Below are 17453 nucleotides of genomic sequence, written 5' to 3' on the forward strand. Positions count from 1 at the left end.
TTTATTCCGTTTCTAAGTTTATATTTAAATCTAATTCTAACTTTGTTAAAATTGTATCTGGCATATACTCACTATACCCCTTACTAAAATGATATCTCCTATCAAGCGAATACACAAAAACAGCTTCGTTAGGTTGAGATAGTTTGTTTTCACCTTTAATATCTTCAGCTACAATTGCAACCTTATATTTTTGGTATTTGATGTTTTCAGGAGAAACAATCTCGTTTTCATCTTCAAATAAATCAATCAAAAACAAGCGGGGATTTTTTGTATCGTCTGTGATTAATGCTTTTATAGCATCATTTTCGGTCTTAGTTAATCCCAAAATGATTTTAGTTGGAGTAGAACCATCTAATGTTTTTAATTCCAGACCGGTAATGGTTTGAGTACTGTCTGTAAACATTTTGAGGTTATAGTAGTAAGGTTCTGGTAATTCGTAAGTTTTGCTTTTTGTAACGGAACCACTTGCAGAAGCTGTTGTTTTGGTATCCGGCGTGCTGCTTCCGGTTGCAGAAACAGCGTTGTTCATAACATCGATTGGTTCTGTAATGTAGGTAACACGAGAAACGGTTGAAGGTTCGTCAATTCCGGTTTCGATGACATCGTTAACTGTTAAAGTCTGTACTATCGAAATTCCCTGCTGCTTTTTATCGTAAAACTCATTGATAAGATTCAGTTTCTCAGAAGTCATTCTGGAATAACTTTTGTCACTGCTCAATTTTAATAATGGTTCTGAGTCAATTAAACTGAAAACATTATCAAAAAAGTTGGCTTGTCCGTATAAAATAATAAGATCTCCGTTTTCATCTAATGTTGTTCCTGCTGTATATTGATTCGTTTTTCCGTGATAAAGCAAAATGTTAAGGGATGCAATGTTTTTGCCTTGAACTGCAGGAGTGGTAAGCTGAATAGTTGAAGTTAGATTGCTATAATTTCCTGTTTCATCTGGAGGTAATCGTAAGCCGTCGGCATTGATGAAATTATCTTTTTGAGCATTGGCCACATTTGCAATTTGTCCGTAAAAAGCAGTGTTATTGTTATTGTCGGTTGGAAATTGCAGGTAAAGATTGTTTTTGGTAACTGTATTGGCTTGCGACTGATTGTTAATTAAAACCGGCCATCCAAAAGTGCCATAAGTTTCAGTACTCATTGGGACAACTTTAGTAGCAGGATCTTCTAACAAACCAGTTTTAAGGTTTTCAGTACTTTCTCCTAATTTATAGTTTCCGTAAAAATCATAACTGCGTGTGCGATCACTTTGAATGTAAACATACCAGTTGTTTTTTGTATAAAAACTATTGATAATACTGTTAAAAATTTCAGTGCCCTTTTTATTGGTTTTAGTTCCAGCAGAAACTACATCTATAGAATATTCAGGAACAAACAAACCATAAAAAGCAGCGATATCAACAAATTGCGTACTTTGTTCGCGTTGTAGTTTTTTCTTATAATCTGTAGAACCATCTGCAATAATTTTTGCATTTTTTGTACGCGCATATCCTAAATCAAAAACAAATTCGCCAGTTGCCAGGTTGTTTTTATAATCGCCATAATTTAAGACAACATCGATTCCGCATTCACCTTCGGCAAAATTTCCTAAAGATTTTCCTATATCAATCATAGGAAGTTCAAAAGGATCTTTTTCTTTAACTGTACCGTTTATATTTTCAAATTCAGATTCTTTAAAAAAGACATCTGAAAGTAAAGTACTGTCTGGAGTTGTGATGTCATAGCCAATATAAGAGGCTTTAAATGGAGGAACAGGAATTTCAGTAACCGTTTCGCCATTTTTAACTTTTCGGCCTTCATGAAAAGCTAAAAAATCTTTATTTATTTTGTCGATAAAATCAGAATACGTTCCTTCATTTTTAACGACTAAAGGATCTGTATCATTAGTGAAAAAATCACTTTTTTGTAAGCCTCTATAAATAAAATATTTGATATTTAATCCCGGAAAAGGCTGTTTGTAAGGTCTAAGAATTAGATTTACTTTGTTAGAATTGCCAGTTTGCGGCTGAATTAAAACAACACCTTTGCAAATGGAATAGGCTTTTTTGGAAGAAGCTAAAGAAAAGCTGGAGGTGAGGTTAAACTGGTCACTTGAGACGGGGCCAAACGCTTGTTCCTTAATTTGCGTAAGGCCTCCTGACTCTATAAAAAAATGAGACTGTGCAGACATATTTATGTGTTATTTAAAAGTTGAATTATTTAAGCCACAAAGACTTATAGATTTTGTACACGAATCTTGCAATTAGAAATAGAAGAATAAGAAGAAGCAGTCTTCCCATCCAGATTTGTACTTTTTGCCAAAAGGTTAAATGATTGACAAACTTGGTAATCGTGATTGTTTTTTCCTGAACATCTTTTACCTGTTTCGATTTCCAATGGGCGTAGAGTTCTTGTTCTTTCAGGTTGCAGTCAACACTGAGTTTATTGTTATCAAGTCGAACCCTTGGGCTTTTTAATGTACGCCCTGGTTCGGCCTGAATAACATTTTTAAGAACTGCTTTTCCGTTAATACAATCAAGTAATGCATTGTAAGAGCTGCTGTCTTTAGCGATTTTAAAAACAGTATCGTGTAAAGTTTCTGTGATTGTGATGGTTTGTACTTTATTTTCGTTTTGCACCGGTTTCGGACTTCGGCATGAAATCACGATTAGGATAAGAAATAATGAAACAGCGAAACATTTTAGTTTTTTAGTCATAAATAGAGTTGGTTTTTAAATTTAGTTTTGCAGACGTAAAAAGCCTTTTATACTTTTTATATCTCGTTTTCTTCTGGCTACTTTGTAACCCTCACGACCGCCGGTATCATTTGTGTTTCCTTCGATGGTGTAAATCGTGCTTCCGGCTACTTTTTCTACAAATCCGGTATGGCCTAAACCATTTTTTAAATCCATAATAAAAACATCTCCAGGCTGCGGAATTTTCTTTACCAAAAGCGGTCTCGAATTATATTGATCCAGAACACCTGCTGTTTTCTTTAAAGGATTTTTTGCATTAATCTGTAAGGATGCTTTTTGCGTGCACCAGTAAACAAAAGCCATGCACCAGGCATATCCTTTTGAAAGGCCGACGCTTCTTAAATAAATTTCGACTTCGGGGCCGGAGTTGCTGTTTCTGGGAATTTCTTCGACACCAATTTGTGCCGTGGCGATTTCTAAGGTTTTTTGGGTTAGTGTCATGAATTTTTTCCGTTTAGTTGTTTAAATTTTTGTAATTCATCAACCAGCTGCTGGTTGATAAGCATAAGTTCTTTGTGCTGTATTTCCATTTTTTTGATGGTATCTGTAGCTGAAGTAAGTCGGGCAGTAAGATCATCGAGAAGGTCACGGTAATATTTTACGGCACTTACGGCGTTGTCAAGTTCAGCGGCTCTGTCTTCGGCCAATGATTTTCGCATAGAAAAAAACCAGGTAATAAAAGCAGCAAAAAATGCGGTTAGAGTGGGGTATAGAAATTGCTCCATTGAATGTAATTAATGTTGAATGTTAGGTTAAATATGTTTCTGAGAAAACAACAGAAGCGTGTTGTTTTTTTAAGAAAGTACAATCCTTATAATAGCAGTTGGATTGCTGTGGTTCTTTCCTTTTGAGATTGCAAAGATTGGGTAAAAAAAGCCCTAAAAAAAACGAATGCAAGGTATGTGAACATTTGTATTCTAGGGCTTTACATAGTTGTAAAGAAAGCGAACAGAGCTCGTTTTTAAAGCAGAAAACCACTCATCTTTGCACCATAAAAACAATGTTTTTTACAGGTTAAAAGATTCGCTTTCTTTTTTATAATGATTAAGAAGACTTTTCCTGATTGCTCATAAGTTCTTCTATTTTTTTTAATTCTGAAGTAATAGGTGTACAAAGAATTTCATACAAAGTAGTTCGTGAAATTGGATAAACCGGATAAACGTATTTACGCCATACTACCGTAGTAGGAATATCTTCCGTTTTATGTTTTTGATACAATTCTTTAACAAGTTTGTAACGCAGTAATTTATTTTTTTGAATTCCGAGGCTTCTGTTTGAAGATATAGGCATGAGATAATATTTAGAGTGATAGAAAATGAAGAAGATTTTTTGAAAAGAGAAGAGTTATTAAAATGAAGATTTAATCATGATAAAAAATATTTGAATACTAAATGATGACATAAAGAATTACAGCAGCCAAACCATTTAATCTTTTTTAAGTAATGGTTTTTCTACTTCAATTGCCATTTTTTTGAACCTCGTTCTGAGGTGATATTTGTTAAAGATTATTTTTTAACAATTGAGGTCAGTACACTTCCTATCATGATCTCGTTCCACAGCTCTAAAGACTGGGAACTTTATAGAAAGAATGTTTTTTGGCTGCTTTTTTTGGGTAAAAACCGCCCATCTTCGGTTCCTGTTTTCCTTCAAAAGAAGTGATAAACAGGAACCATTTTTTTATGCCTGCTAAAGTTTTTTAGAATACAGGCTGTAAGGGATCTTTTTAGCCTTTGTAAGTGGCTGTTGTATGTTTTTTGAATCTCGGATTTTTAATTACGATGCTTTCATATTGGTTAAAAGCCTGCCGTTCTTTATTAGATAAATCATTTTTACAGTTCCAGTTTCCGAGTCCGTCTTTAAAAATAGTATGTTCATTAACCTTGTAACTTTCGTGGTCTGTAATTGGTTTTATTTTTACGCTCATTTAGATATTGTTTAAAAATTATTTTGATTCTGAAATAAAGCCATTCACGAAATAAAAGAATGGGTTTTAAGTTGGTTGCAATAAGCAGAAGGGCTAAAAGAGCCGACGCGTAAATATCATTATTAGGCTGCATGGCTTTGTTCGTTTTGCTGATTAAAGAAATTAAAAGCATATCCCTGTAAAAAGTCTACAGAAGACATAGACAACGGAATATTAGTTCTCACACCATTTTCGTCAATTCTGCTTGCCTCAATAAACCAGCTCGAGCGGATTGGTTTAAAAGACGAAGCAATAATTTCAACACCATCGGTAAATTCTTCATTATTAAATTCTTTAGTCAATTTTTGAAGCTCTAAAACGCGCGAGCCTTTTAAATTTCCTTTCGCATCCTTTTTTAATAAATTGAAAACAATTTTTACCAATGATGCCGTTTCTTTACTCGTAGAAAGCGACGAAATATAATTTTGCACCTTTTCAATACCAATGGTCACAGTATCGTCCCAGCCTTCGTTAATACGATATCCAATCGTAATTTCTTCCTTGTCATTAGAAAACGTATGCGACATTTGTTTTTCTTTAAAACCATAAACCTGATTCTTTAAATCCAGAATAGTTTCAAACAATTGAAAAGTTTCTGTTTTCGCATTTCTCATCATTTCAGAAGTCTCATGCAATCTCGAAAGTGCTTTCGGAATAGTTTCGGCGACTAATTTTTTATAAGCATCTCTTTCTTCATTTTTTTTATTTTCAATTCGGTTTAAAGCATCTTTTAATTGCTGTGCAGAAAAATGAGATAAATCTAAAGATGGATTGATTGTGTTTGTTACGGCAGTGTTCATAGTATATTGGCTTTTAGTTACGTAATAAAATTTCTTCTTTAAAAGGATCACCATAATAAGGTTTGAAATGATAATAATCAGCAAGTTTCCAGACCTCTTTTAATTTATTTTCAATTGTTTGCGAAACAGGTCGTGGAGAAGCCGTTTCGTTATCCAGAATATGCATCCATTGAAAACGTTCCTGATTGATGCAGATTCTCTCGCCTGGACTAAAAGTTTTTGTTCTTTCTGAGCAGTATTGCAATGCGAGATATAATAAAGCAATACGTTCTTCGATTTGTTTTTTACCCATGATTTTTTTCTAATAGAGTTCTTAATTTATTTATATCAGATTCGATTAAATTTCTTTCAGGACTATTTGGATTTTCAATCAGCCAATTTTCCAGTTCCTGAATTTTTTCTTTGATTTGAATTGCTTCCATTTTTATGATTTTTAATGCGTAATGAATGAGGTTTTTTGCATCTTAGTGATTAATATTACTGGTTAAGCGTAGTTTTATTCTTATTTGACGTAGTATGTTTTGTTTTATTTCTCAGTACCTTAAATTGTATATAATGCGCTGATTTTTAGTTGTATGTATAGGTATTTTGTTTTTAATTTGATTTTTTCTTTGCATAAATTTGTATGTAATTGTCTTGTTTTTGATATTTATTTTTCTTTACTTTGCAAATATAATGTAAAATAATACATCAAAACAAATTTTTAACGTAAAAAAATACATCTTTTTATGGGATCAACGGAAAGAATGAGGGAATATCTTGATTATAAAGGGATTAGTAAGTATAAATTCTGTAATGATTTGGGCTTTTCTAATAAGTTTTTAGATAATAGCAGTAATATGGGAACGGATAAAGCGTGTAAAATTTTACACTATTATCCAGACATCAGTTCTGAGTGGCTTTTAACCGGAAATGGACCCATGATAAAAGAGGATAATACTAATATTGTAATTATGAGTAACGACCGAAAAACAATCGATTCACTGCATGTGAGCCAGGAAATACCTTTATATGATTTAGAAGCCGTGGCAGGTTTACGAGAATTATTCAACAGCGGCAAACCACAAAGGGTACTGGATACGATAAAAATTCCCAATCTGCCAAAATGCGACGGAGCAATTTCTGTAACAGGCGATAGTATGTATCCGCTTTTAAAATCCGGAGATATTGTCCTTTATAAAGAAACCGAATTTGAAAATATCTTTTTTGGCGAAATGTATCTTTTAAGCGTGAAGTTAAATGACTGGGAAGAATACATTACAGTAAAATATGTTCAGAAATCAGATCAGGGATCAGATTTTGTGAAATTGGTAAGTCAGAATTCGCATCATCAGCCAAAAGATATCCATATTTCAAAAATTTCGGCATTGGCACTTATAAAAGCAAGCATTCGTATTAATACGATGATGTAAAATTTGATGATTCTCAGTAGTAAAATCTAAAAACCTTTAAATGATTAGTTTAGAGGTTTATGGGCTTTATTATTTAGAAATCATTTTATATAAAAAGTACAAATACCCCCCTTAAAAAGAAAAAATAACGACATCTCTTTTTTTGTATTAGATTTATCTTGCAGTGCGTTTGGTTTATTTTTTTTCTAAGTTTAGAACAAATAAATCGAACACATTAATTTAGCATTGATCTGTAAGTAAATCAATTTATGAAGAACGTTAAAAGCCGTATTTTAAGCCTTGTATTATTTCTTTCCGTTTCCTTTAGTGCTGGGGCGCAGGGATCAGATTTATATTTTGATCATATTGATTACGATGTGAGTTTTTCGCAGAGTATGATTTCGAGTATCCATCAAACTAAAACAGGGTTTATTTGGATAGGAACCGCAAACGGACTAATTAGTTACGACGGATATAATTTCTTAAGATATGTCTACAACAAAGACATTCTAAATACGATCAGCAACAACCATATCAATGTAATTCTAGAAGATAATCAAAAGGAACTTTGGATAGGAACCAACAACGGACTAAATCTCTTCAATAAAAAAGAAAATAACTTTTTAAGAGTCGACGTCCAAAAAGTAAAAGGCGGCAGAAACTACATTTCATCTATCATTCAGGACGATCAAAACAGGATCTGGGTTGGAACTTTTGGCGGTATAAAACTTTTAAACAGAAAGCAGTATTTACTAGAAGAAATTTCCAACGATCATAATTCCCCTTTTAGAAAAAGCAGGGTTTTGTCACTGTTTTATGATCGTAATTATGGTGTTTTAGTAGGCACAGCAAAAGGATTAGAATGTTTTGATCCTAAAAATGGGTCGCGAAAAGAACTTCCGAAAGTTTTAAAAGAAAACGACGCTTTACTGCATTCGAAAATTTGGAAAATCATCAAAGAAAAAAACGGCGATTTATGGTTTGCGACGGAAGCTAATGGCGTTTTCCATTATAACGCAGCCGGAAATTCCGTGAAGAATTATCTCCAAAATTCGGGCAATAAAAACAGTTTATCATCAAATTGGGTAAATGATATTGTTGCCGTAGATGCCAATACCATTTGGTTTGCTACAAAAAATGGCTTGTGCGTTTATAAAAAAGACAAAAATGAATTTACCAAATACCAGCACAATCCGTTAACTAACTACAGTTTGTCAGACGATGATATAAAATGTTTCTTAAAAGACCGTCACGATGATATCTGGATTGGAACCAATGGCGGAGGGGTGAACTTTTTTCAGAAAACCAACACGAATTTCACCAATGTAAGAGAAGTTATAAAACCCAATTTCGGATTAAACAGCGCCTTGGTAAATGCTGTTTCCAAAGAAAATAACAATGCGGTTTGGGTAGGAACAAACGGCGGCGGTTTGAATTTTCTTGATTTCAGAAATAACAAGAATTCCTCGTATTTAATCGATACTAATGATTTTGATAAAAGCGTAAATATGATCACCGCTTTGGTCAGTCAGAATCAGGAAAATTTGTTTTGCGGCACTTTTAACGGCTTATATAAGTTCAATAAAAACAGCAAAATCTTCAGTAAAATTCCGCTTTCTCCAAATCCGAAAGAGCGAAATCGGCCTATAACGGCCTTATTAATCGATAATGGAGATTTATGGGTAGGAACAAACGGAAACGGATTAAAAAAAATACTGCCAGACGGAACCATAGAAAGTTATATGGCCGACGGGACCTCGAATGCACTCAGCGATAATTTTATTACAGATATAGCAAACCGCGAAAATGGTTTGTGGATTGCCACACAATACGGATTGAACTTTTTTGATAAGAAACTAAAAAGGGTTACAAAAATCTATAAATCAGGAAAAGTCAGCGGACTGCCAAATAATAGCCTTACGGTCTTGTTTACTGATTCGAAGAAAAGATTTTGGGTAGGTTCTGAAAGTGGTGGCATCAATTTGTTGAATGAAAAAACCGGACACTTTTTCGAAATAAACCGCGCGCTGGGTTTTACAGATGAAACCATAAAAAGCATTTCAGAAGATGCAGAAGGAAATATCTGGATCAGCGATAATAATTTGCTGTATAAAATCAGAACCAAGAAATTTAGAACAACTCCCGCTATTTCTGATTTTGAAATTACTTCTTACTCCGCAAAAGACGGTTTAAAAGTAAAACAGTTTTCAAACAACAGCAGTTTAAAATTAAATGATAACCAATTGATCTTCGGATCTTCAAACGGATTGATCGTTTTTAATCCGTCTAAACTCATCAAATCTCCGGATAATGCAGAAATCGTTTTAACGAAACTTATCGTAAACAATGCAGAAATCAGACCCGGAAGTAAAGAAGTGGAACTAAAAGAAGATATAAGCGAAACTCAGGAAATTACCCTGCATCACGATCAGGGATATATTGGTTTGGAATTCAGCGCAATGAATTTTGTTTCTCCCGAAAAAAACGAATATGCCTATAAACTCGAAAGTTCCTTTAATAAAGATGATTGGCATACCATTGGTTCACAGCATTATATCAATCTTACCAATTTAAATTCGGGAACTTATCTCTTAAAAATTAAAACAGCAGATGGAGGCGGAAAATGGAATCCAGCCATTAAAACCTTAAAAATAATTATGTTACCACCCTGGTGGAAAACATGGTGGGCTTATATTTTCTATTTCGGATTATTACTAGCCGGATCCGTTTTATTGTTTAGATTTTTTAGAAATCGAGAATTATTAAAACAAGCTTTTTATCTGGAACAAGTCGAGAAAGAAAGACAAGAGGAATTATACAAAATGAAACTCGACTTTTTTACCAATGTTTCGCATGAAATCAGAACACCGCTGACATTAATCAGCGGACCGGTTGAGGAACTTTTAAATAGTGCCGAGAAAAATTCGAATCTCGAACACAAACTAAAAGTCATCAAAAACAATTCAGACCGATTATTAAAATTGGTCAATGAATTAATGGATTTTAGAAAAGCTGAAAAAGGAAGCATGAAAATTTATTGCGAACAGCAGGACATCGTTTCTTTCTGTTTTGATATTTACGAATCCTTTCGCGGATTTGCTGTTGAGAAAAAAATCGATTACAAATTTGTTCTCAACATCAATACCGCTTTGATTTATTTTGATAAAAATCAGATGGAGAAAGTGATTTACAATCTGCTTTCGAATGCTTTTAAATTTACCAGTAAAAACGGCCGAATCACTTTGGCTGTAGAACAAAAAGAAGCATCAGATTCCATCGAAATTAAAGTTAAAGACAACGGAATTGGAATTCCTGAAAATAGAAAAAAGAAAATTTTTAAAAACTTTTTCCAATTAGATGATCGCGGAAGTGCCAATTTAGGAAGCGGAATTGGTCTTGCTTTAAGCAAAAGTATTGTAGAACTGCATCACGGAGAAATTAAAGTACAAACAGAAGCCGATGCCAATTTCAACACCATATTTACCATTACTTTAAAGAAAGGAAAAGATCATTTTAAGAAATCTCAGATTGTTGAAAATGCCATTAAAATAGAAGAAAATGCAAATCCAATTTCTGATGTTCAAACCGAAATTGAAACCTATGAAGCAGAATATCTGGAAGAACCGGAAAACAGCTCCAAAAAGACCATTCTCGTTATAGAAGACAATGAAGAAGTGCTTTCTTTTGTGTATGATATTTTATACAGTGATTACAAAGTCCTGAAATTTACAGACGGAATAAAAGCGCTCGAATATATGGAAAAAGAAATTCCGGATCTTATTGTAAGCGATGTCATGATGCCAGAAATGGACGGTTTTGAATTGTGTAAAATTCTAAAAACAAATCTCAATACCAATCATATTCCGGTTATTTTATTGACGGCTAAATCATCAACTTTAAATAGAATCGAAGGACTTTCGACAGGAGCAGATGCCTATATTTCGAAACCTTTCAGCATAGAAGAATTAAAACTGACGATTGCCAATTTATTATCGGCCAAAGAAATAATGCGTCAGAAATACGGCGAAAGATTTATTTCAGATTCTGAACAAGAAAATGTAAATACGCCCGAAGGTTTATTCGTAAAAAAACTAACCCAGATCATCGAAGCCAATATCGACAATACCGATTTTGATGTTAATGATTTAGTCCGCGAAATAGGAATGAGCAGAACTGTGCTTTACAAAAAAGTACAAACTCTCACGAATCAGTCGGTCGCAGGATTTATAAAAAATATGCGATTAAAAAAAGCCGCTAGTTTATTACTCAATACCAGTTATTCCGTATCAGAAGTAACCAATATGGTAGGATTTAATGATCGAAAACACTTTAGTAAAGAGTTTAAACGATTTTACAATTTATCACCTAGTGAATATAAAGCTGCGAAAAATTAACCGTAAATATTTTTAACCGCAAAGTTCGCAATCCCGATAGCTATCGGGAACGCAAAGTCCGCAAAGTTTATTAAAGCTTTGCGGACTTTGCGTTTTTATTCTTTGTGTGCTTTGCGGTTAATTTTTTTCTCAAATTAATCAAATTTCAGTTTTTTAAGTTTTTTATTACGAATACTGTTTTTAAATAGCTGAAATTGCAAATAAACACATTGACGCCCCTAAAAACGAATATCTTCCTCCCTTCAAACCGTCATTTATTAATCACATTTGCAATGAAAATCACAACGATTTACTAACTAACCAAAAAAATTAAAATGAAAAATTACAAACACGTAAAGATGCTTTTTCTTGAGGGAAATTATCTAAAACTAGTTTTAATTCTGTTTATGTGTATGCTCACTTTTAATATGAGTGCGCAGGAAAGTTCGATTTCTGGAAAAGTAGTCGACAATGCAGGATTGCCTTTACCGGGTGTAAACGTACATGTTAAAGGAACAACAAAAGGAACTCAAACTGATTTTGACGGTAACTTTACTATAAGTACAGCTTCAAAAAGTACGCTTGTTTTTTCTTTCATCGGGATGGATGAGGTTTCAGTTGAAACAGAAAACAAAAAGAATCTAAAAGTGGTTTTAAAACCAAGCTCTCAGGCATTAGACGAAATTATAGTAGTGGGTTACGGTACCAAAAAGAAAAGCGACGTAATAAGTTCTGTTGCGTCTGTAAAACCGGGCGACATGATAAAAGTAGCTACTTCTGACGTTGGAGAAATGTTAAGAGGTAAAGCAGCCGGAGTTCAGGTTAGTTTGGCCGACGGCGGTCCGGGAAGTTCATCTTCTATACAAATTAGAGGAAAAAAATCGATTAACGGAAGCAACGAACCAATCGTTATTGCAGATGGTATTGTAATAGGAAACATCAACGATATTAATGCCAATGATATTGCTTCTTTAGAAATTTTAAAAGATGCCGCCGCACAGTCTATTTATGGAGCAAGAGCATCAAATGGAGTTATTTTAATTACAACCAAAAGAGGAAAAACAGGAAAAGCAAGAATCGCTTACAATGGTTTTTCGGGCGTGCAGACGGTAAATAGAAATTTTGATATTTACAACGGAGAAGAATTTGCACAGCTAAAAAGAGAAGCCTACAGAACAAGCAACGGAGGAGTTTACAGACCAGACGATCAGGTTTTCTCTCCGCTAGAACTGGAATCGGTAAAATCAGGAAAATATATCGATTGGGAAAAATACGCTTTAAGAACCGGAGTAACCAATAACCATAGTTTGAGCGTTTCATCGGGAACAGAAAAATCGAGCATTTTTACCAGTTTAAACTACATTAATACATCGGGTGTTGTGCCTAATACCGACTTTGAAAAAGTAGCTATGAGAATTAATGTCGATCAGAGAATTAACGACTGGTTAAAAGTAGGGATGAATCTTTCGCTTCAATTTTCAGATTCAAATCGTCCAAATGTGGGGAATATTTTGAATAATTCCATTAACACATCACCATTAGGAAAAATTTACAACGATGATGGTTCTTTTCGCCATCTTCCGGGAGGAATTCAGGAAACACCAAATCCGCTTATTGATATTTACGAAACCAATACAAAAGAGTTAAATAGAAACGATATCATGAATGTATTTCTGGATATCAACATTCTAAAAGGATTCACTTATAAATTAAATGCCAGCCGCAGGTCGTGGAATTATAAAGGAACAAGTTTTAATTCTTCCAGATCACTTTCTGGAATTGCAAATTCTGGGCAGGGAAGCGGCAGTATTTTGTATAAAGACAATGTCGAATATCAGTTAAGTAATATTTTGAATTACAACTTTAAACTGGCCGAAAAAAATCATTTCAGTGCTACTGGAGTTTACGAAATAACATCATCAGAATACAGCGAATTTAAAAATTCGGCAAGCAGAATTCCGAGTGATATTTTAGGGATTTATGGTTTAGAAAGCGCTTTCCTGAATACGCCTGAAATTGCAGCTAACGATCGATCGCTTATTTCATTTGCAGGAAAATTAGAATATGATTTTGACAGCCGTTATTATTTTACCGTTTCTGGCAGAGCCGATGGATCATCAGTATTTGGTAAAAATAATAAATGGGGATTTTTTCCGGCTGTAAATGCGGCGTGGAATGTTTCAAATGAAAATTTCATGAAAGAACACGTTCCTGTAATCAGCAATTTAAAATTAAGAGCCAGTTATGGTAAAGTAGGGAATCAGCCCAAAGATCCGTACCAAAGTATGGCCGTAGCAGACCAGAGAGATTATATTATAAACGGAATAAAAGTTTCAGGATATGTACCGGGAACACAATTGTCGAATCCCGATTTACGCTGGGAAACATCAACACAATTAAACCTTGCAGCAGATTTTGGTTTATTCAAAAACAGATTAACGGGAACAGTTGAGGTTTATAATACCGATACTTCAGATTTATTGATTTACGAAACCTTAAATGCCAATACAGGATATACACGAAAACTTTCGAATATCGGAAAAGTAAACAATAAAGGTTTAGAAATTACCCTAAATGGCGACGTTATCAAAAAGAAAGATTTCAGACTGGGCTTAGGCGCAACTTTCACCAAAAACAAAAACAGTATCGTAAGCATTTATGGTAAAGATGCCAACGGAGACGGAAGAGAAGACGACGATGTTGGAAACTTATGGTTTATTGGAAAACCAATCGATGTTTATTACAGATATAAAGCTGTTGGAATTTATCAGCAGGGAGAAAATATTCCAATTGTTACCGGAACAACTCTGTATCCGGGAGATATAAAATTATACGATGCAGATCCGTCAAATGGTGCAAATCCAAATCCGGATCAGGACAGGGTTATCACTTCAAAATTACCGGATTGGTTCGGAACCTTTTCTGTGAGTTTAGAATACAAACGTTTTGATTTCTCGGCAGATATCTATACCGTTCAGGGCGTTACAAAAGACAATTTGTTCTTGTACGATTATGTAAAAGGAGGTTCACTAAGAGGAGTAAAAAATGGTGTAAAACAAGATTACTGGACGCCTGAAAATCCGGGAGGAAACTGGCCGAGACCAAGAGATGGAAACGATCCGCCGTACATCAATACTTTAGGATTACAAGATGCCTCTTATATCCGTTTACAAAACGTATCGGTTGGATTTAAATTCCCTGAAAACACTCTTAAATCATTAGGGTTGAGTAATATGAGACTTTATTTAACAGGCAGTAATTTAATTACCATTACAGATTATCAATCCTATAGTCCAGAAAAAGATATAAACGATTATCCGGAACCTGTTACGTGTGTTATAGGCTTACAAGTAGGTTTTTAACAGCATTTAATAAATTAAAAAAATAACAAGATCATGAAAAATATAAATTTTCTATTTGTTTTGATATTCGGGATTTCTTTAGGATTGACTTCATGCGAAGATTTTCTGGAAGAAAACGTAAAAGATCAGATCGCTGTAGATTATATCTACAATTCTCCAGCCGGACTAGAAGTTGGAGTAAATGCACTTTACAACCAAATGAGGTACTATAATTCACCATCTGGAGATAATAATGATTTATGGGCCAATGTTTTCTTTATGGTTGCCACAGATCTAGGATTGCACAGAACCTGGAATACACCTTATGGAACCGGACATAATCCGCAGTCATTTACAGGATCAAAATGGATTCAGGGATATAAAATTATCGACAGATGTTCTGCCATTATCACTTCGGCAAGAAACATTAATATGGATGAAAATGCCAAGAAAAGATTAGTAGCACAGGCTCGCGTTATAAGAGGCGAATTGTATCTGGATTTAAAGCAGATGTATGGCGGTATTTTAATCGACACGATTCCAACAACGCCTGAAAATATTAACGACCCGGTAACCTACAAAGTAGCCAGCGATGCAGATGTTTACAAATTAATCGATGGAGATTTGGATTACGCCATTGCCAATCTTCCGTTTAAAGTAGATGCCGGACGTTATGGACAAGGCGTTGCCAGACACATACGCGGTAAAAGTGCTTTATGGCAGGAAAATTGGACCGAAGCTGCAGCGCAATTTGATGCCATTATCAACGACGGAACTCACGCTTTAGTTCCATTGGCTGAGGTTTGGGGACAAAACGCAAACCATAAAGAATCGCTTTTTACTTATCAAAGAGATTTTCTACTAGGTCCGAGTGATGATTTGGCAGGTGGCGGCGGTTTCTGGCTGGGAAGTGTTTTTACACAGCGAACATACGAATTAAATGCAAGCGAACTAACTCAGGATGTGGCTTATGGAGGTCAGTCTTTAGGATGGTTTTATCCAAATAATTATTTGAAATCACTTTATGATCAGACCAACGATTTAAGATTTAAAACCTATTACTATTCAGATAATTATCTGGATTATAAAATTAATGTTCCTGGAAATCCAAAATTCGGTCAGCCAATTACCAATCCGGCAATTGCAGCTCCAAATGGGAATTACAGAGCCTGGCACTGGAGTTTGAAAAAATACCATGATACAGAAAAACTGCCGATGACATCCAACAGTTATAAAGATTATATGTATTACAGATTAGCCGAAACTTATTTACTGGCATCAGAAGCTTATCATAATCTGGGCAACGATACAAAAGCACTTTTATATCTAAACAAAGTAAGAAGAAGAGGTTACACGGGCGATCCTTTAAGTGCAGTGGCAACTTATGACATTAAAGTCTGGACAGTAAATAATTATCTGGACGAATCAGCGAGAGAATTAGCTTTTGAAAACAACAGATGGTTCTTGCTGAAAAGGTTAGGGCTTTTGGTTGAAAGACAAAATTTATATTTCCGTTCAAGTCCATCCGGAACGAGTGCCGGAGAAGTGCCTTTAAAAATGACGCCTGCAATGGTTAACATGCCAATTCCGCAAAGTCAGATTGATTTAATGGGAAAACCGGCAGGATTTAACGCTGGATATTAATTCCGTTTTAGAAAAAGAAGTTTTTTGTTAGTAACAATAGATATGGAAATCAGATTCAGTTTTGATTTCCAGATCAAATAAAAAGGAACACAATGATAAAGAAACAATATATTTTAGGTCTATTAACCATTTTGTTGTTCGCCTCTTGCAGCAACGACGAAAAAACGGTTTTCATTAACGTAGACGATGATACTCCGGTTAATCCGAATCCTGTAACGCAGACTTTAAAAGAAAAAGCAAAGTTTAAAATTGGAGCTGCCGTTAAAATGAAAGATTTACAAGGCGAAGCTAATTATAAAAACGCAGTGCTGAAACACTACAGCCAGATTACTGCCGAATATGAAATGAAAATGGCCAGCATTTGGACTTCGGCCACAGCTTACAATTACACAGCAGGCGATTATCTGGCTAATTTTGCAAAAGATAATAATCTGGAAATACACGGACACACCTTAGTTTGGTACGATTCATTTCCGGATTGGTTTAAAAATGCAAAATACGATTCTATTGCTTTTGAAGCCAAAGTCAAAGTTTATATTACCGATGTTGTAGGACATTACAAAGGAAAAGTAAAAAGCTGGGATGTGGTAAATGAGGTTTTTGCAGATGGCGGTGCTTTAAGAAACGAAACGGTTATAAATCCGATTTTTAAAGACCCGATTGGCTTTTACGGAAGATGTTTTAAATACGCAAAAGCAGCCGATCCTGATGCCAAATTATTCTACAATGATTACAGCGTTGTAATTGATGGAGGAAAAAGAGCAGCCATCAAAAAAATGGTCACAAGATTCAAAGCCAATGGAGTGCCAATTGATGGTGTAGGAGACCAGTTTCATTACGCGACAGATACAAATAGACAAACCATGAAAACCGGTTTTACAGACCTTGCTTCTACAGGATTGTTAATTCATATTTCAGAATTGGACATAAAAGTAAACACCGGAAAATCAGATTCGTATGTGTTTAATGATGTCGAACAGCAAAAGCAGTCAGAAACCTACAAATACATTACCGCGATGTATGAAGAACTGCCTCAAAACCAAAAATTTGCCATCTCAACCTGGGGTGTAACCGATAAATATACCTGGCTCACAAGCTTCTGGCATTCAAAAGAATATCCGTTGCTTTTAGATGCTGATTACAACAAAAAACCAGCTTACCAAGGATTTTTAGACGGATTAAAATAGAGTTTAGAAT

14 protein-coding genes are annotated in these 17453 nt (G+C 34.6%); 5 read left to right on the plus strand and 9 right to left on the minus strand.

Annotated elements, in window-relative coordinates; translation table 11 throughout:
• Position 1 precedes the first annotated feature (1 nt).
• From AC1RRQ_RS00500 to AC1RRQ_RS00540, 9 genes are all read right to left on the minus strand, one after another.
• On the minus strand, positions 2-2179 hold the full coding sequence (locus AC1RRQ_RS00500) for a hypothetical protein (protein ID WP_493020370.1): 2178 nt from the start codon (positions 2177-2179) through the stop codon (positions 2-4).
• A gap of 25 nt (positions 2180-2204) precedes the next feature.
• Positions 2205-2705: a hypothetical protein gene (locus tag AC1RRQ_RS00505; protein ID WP_493020372.1), complete on the minus strand. Its 501-nt coding sequence runs from the start codon at positions 2703-2705 to the stop codon at positions 2205-2207.
• A 21-nt stretch (positions 2706-2726) separates the two neighbouring features.
• Positions 2727-3185, minus strand: coding sequence for a CHAP domain-containing protein (locus AC1RRQ_RS00510; RefSeq protein ID WP_493020374.1), 459 nt, complete (start codon positions 3183-3185; stop codon positions 2727-2729).
• Positions 3182-3469 carry a cell wall anchor protein gene (locus AC1RRQ_RS00515; protein ID WP_263759968.1) on the minus strand — a complete coding sequence of 96 codons (288 nt, stop codon included), beginning with the start codon at positions 3467-3469 and terminating at the stop codon, positions 3182-3184. The genes AC1RRQ_RS00510 and AC1RRQ_RS00515 overlap by 4 nt, the downstream gene beginning before the upstream one ends.
• A 319-nt stretch (positions 3470-3788) precedes the next feature.
• Positions 3789-4034, minus strand: a complete 246-nt coding sequence (locus tag AC1RRQ_RS00520; protein ID WP_053471137.1) for a hypothetical protein — start codon at positions 4032-4034, stop codon at positions 3789-3791.
• Between the two features lie 433 nt (positions 4035-4467).
• Positions 4468-4668, minus strand: coding sequence for a hypothetical protein (locus tag AC1RRQ_RS00525; protein WP_053471136.1), 201 nt, complete (start codon positions 4666-4668; stop codon positions 4468-4470).
• Between the two features lie 122 nt (positions 4669-4790).
• Positions 4791-5507, minus strand: a complete 717-nt coding sequence (locus AC1RRQ_RS00530) for a DUF3164 family protein (protein ID WP_263759967.1) — start codon at positions 5505-5507, stop codon at positions 4791-4793.
• Between the two features lie 13 nt (positions 5508-5520).
• Positions 5521-5799, minus strand: coding sequence for a hypothetical protein (locus AC1RRQ_RS00535; protein WP_263759966.1), 279 nt, complete (start codon positions 5797-5799; stop codon positions 5521-5523).
• Positions 5792-5929: a hypothetical protein gene (locus AC1RRQ_RS00540; protein WP_263759965.1), complete on the minus strand. Its 138-nt coding sequence runs from the start codon at positions 5927-5929 to the stop codon at positions 5792-5794. The genes AC1RRQ_RS00535 and AC1RRQ_RS00540 overlap by 8 nt, the downstream gene beginning before the upstream one ends.
• A 306-nt stretch (positions 5930-6235) precedes the next feature.
• Between AC1RRQ_RS00540 and AC1RRQ_RS00545 the strand changes: the two genes are divergently transcribed.
• From AC1RRQ_RS00545 to AC1RRQ_RS00565, 5 genes are all read left to right on the plus strand, one after another.
• The gene (locus tag AC1RRQ_RS00545) at positions 6236-6919 is read left to right on the plus strand and encodes a S24 family peptidase (protein WP_493020378.1); all 684 of its coding nucleotides are present in this window, start codon (positions 6236-6238) and stop codon (positions 6917-6919) included.
• A 248-nt stretch (positions 6920-7167) separates the two neighbouring features.
• Positions 7168-11292, plus strand: coding sequence for a hybrid sensor histidine kinase/response regulator transcription factor (locus tag AC1RRQ_RS00550; protein WP_493020380.1), 4125 nt, complete (start codon positions 7168-7170; stop codon positions 11290-11292).
• Positions 11293-11606: 314 nt separating this feature from the next.
• Complete coding sequence (locus AC1RRQ_RS00555; protein WP_493020382.1) at positions 11607-14633, plus strand: SusC/RagA family TonB-linked outer membrane protein; 3027 nt, start codon at positions 11607-11609, stop codon at positions 14631-14633.
• Positions 14634-14666: 33 nt separating this feature from the next.
• Entirely contained in the window at positions 14667-16256 is a 1590-nt protein-coding gene (locus AC1RRQ_RS00560; RefSeq protein WP_493020384.1) for a RagB/SusD family nutrient uptake outer membrane protein, read from the plus strand.
• Between the two features lie 92 nt (positions 16257-16348).
• The gene (locus tag AC1RRQ_RS00565; RefSeq protein ID WP_493020386.1) at positions 16349-17443 is read left to right on the plus strand and encodes an endo-1,4-beta-xylanase; all 1095 of its coding nucleotides are present in this window, start codon (positions 16349-16351) and stop codon (positions 17441-17443) included.
• Positions 17444-17453 lie beyond the last annotated feature (10 nt).

The organism is Flavobacterium sp. GW821-FHT12A05, assembly GCF_058807735.1.

What these genes read in the sequence shown, in the direction of transcription:
- AC1RRQ_RS00525 (WP_053471136.1), bottom strand. Translation starts at nt 4,668, where the DNA reads ATGAGCGTAAAAATAAAACCAATTACAGACCACGAAAGTTACAAGGTT.
- AC1RRQ_RS00555 (WP_493020382.1), top strand. Translation starts at nt 11,607, where the DNA reads ATGAAAAATTACAAACACGTAAAGATGCTTTTTCTTGAGGGAAATTAT.
- AC1RRQ_RS00550 (WP_493020380.1), top strand. Translation starts at nt 7,168, where the DNA reads ATGAAGAACGTTAAAAGCCGTATTTTAAGCCTTGTATTATTTCTTTCC.
- AC1RRQ_RS00500 (WP_493020370.1), bottom strand. Translation starts at nt 2,179, where the DNA reads ATGTCTGCACAGTCTCATTTTTTTATAGAGTCAGGAGGCCTTACGCAA.
- AC1RRQ_RS00520 (WP_053471137.1), bottom strand. Translation starts at nt 4,034, where the DNA reads ATGCCTATATCTTCAAACAGAAGCCTCGGAATTCAAAAAAATAAATTA.
- AC1RRQ_RS00535 (WP_263759966.1), bottom strand. Translation starts at nt 5,799, where the DNA reads ATGGGTAAAAAACAAATCGAAGAACGTATTGCTTTATTATATCTCGCA.
- AC1RRQ_RS00505 (WP_493020372.1), bottom strand. Translation starts at nt 2,705, where the DNA reads ATGACTAAAAAACTAAAATGTTTCGCTGTTTCATTATTTCTTATCCTA.
- AC1RRQ_RS00545 (WP_493020378.1), top strand. Translation starts at nt 6,236, where the DNA reads ATGGGATCAACGGAAAGAATGAGGGAATATCTTGATTATAAAGGGATT.
- AC1RRQ_RS00530 (WP_263759967.1), bottom strand. Translation starts at nt 5,507, where the DNA reads ATGAACACTGCCGTAACAAACACAATCAATCCATCTTTAGATTTATCT.
- AC1RRQ_RS00515 (WP_263759968.1), bottom strand. Translation starts at nt 3,469, where the DNA reads ATGGAGCAATTTCTATACCCCACTCTAACCGCATTTTTTGCTGCTTTT.
- AC1RRQ_RS00565 (WP_493020386.1), top strand. Translation starts at nt 16,349, where the DNA reads ATGATAAAGAAACAATATATTTTAGGTCTATTAACCATTTTGTTGTTC.
- AC1RRQ_RS00560 (WP_493020384.1), top strand. Translation starts at nt 14,667, where the DNA reads ATGAAAAATATAAATTTTCTATTTGTTTTGATATTCGGGATTTCTTTA.
- AC1RRQ_RS00540 (WP_263759965.1), bottom strand. Translation starts at nt 5,929, where the DNA reads ATGGAAGCAATTCAAATCAAAGAAAAAATTCAGGAACTGGAAAATTGG.
- AC1RRQ_RS00510 (WP_493020374.1), bottom strand. Translation starts at nt 3,185, where the DNA reads ATGACACTAACCCAAAAAACCTTAGAAATCGCCACGGCACAAATTGGT.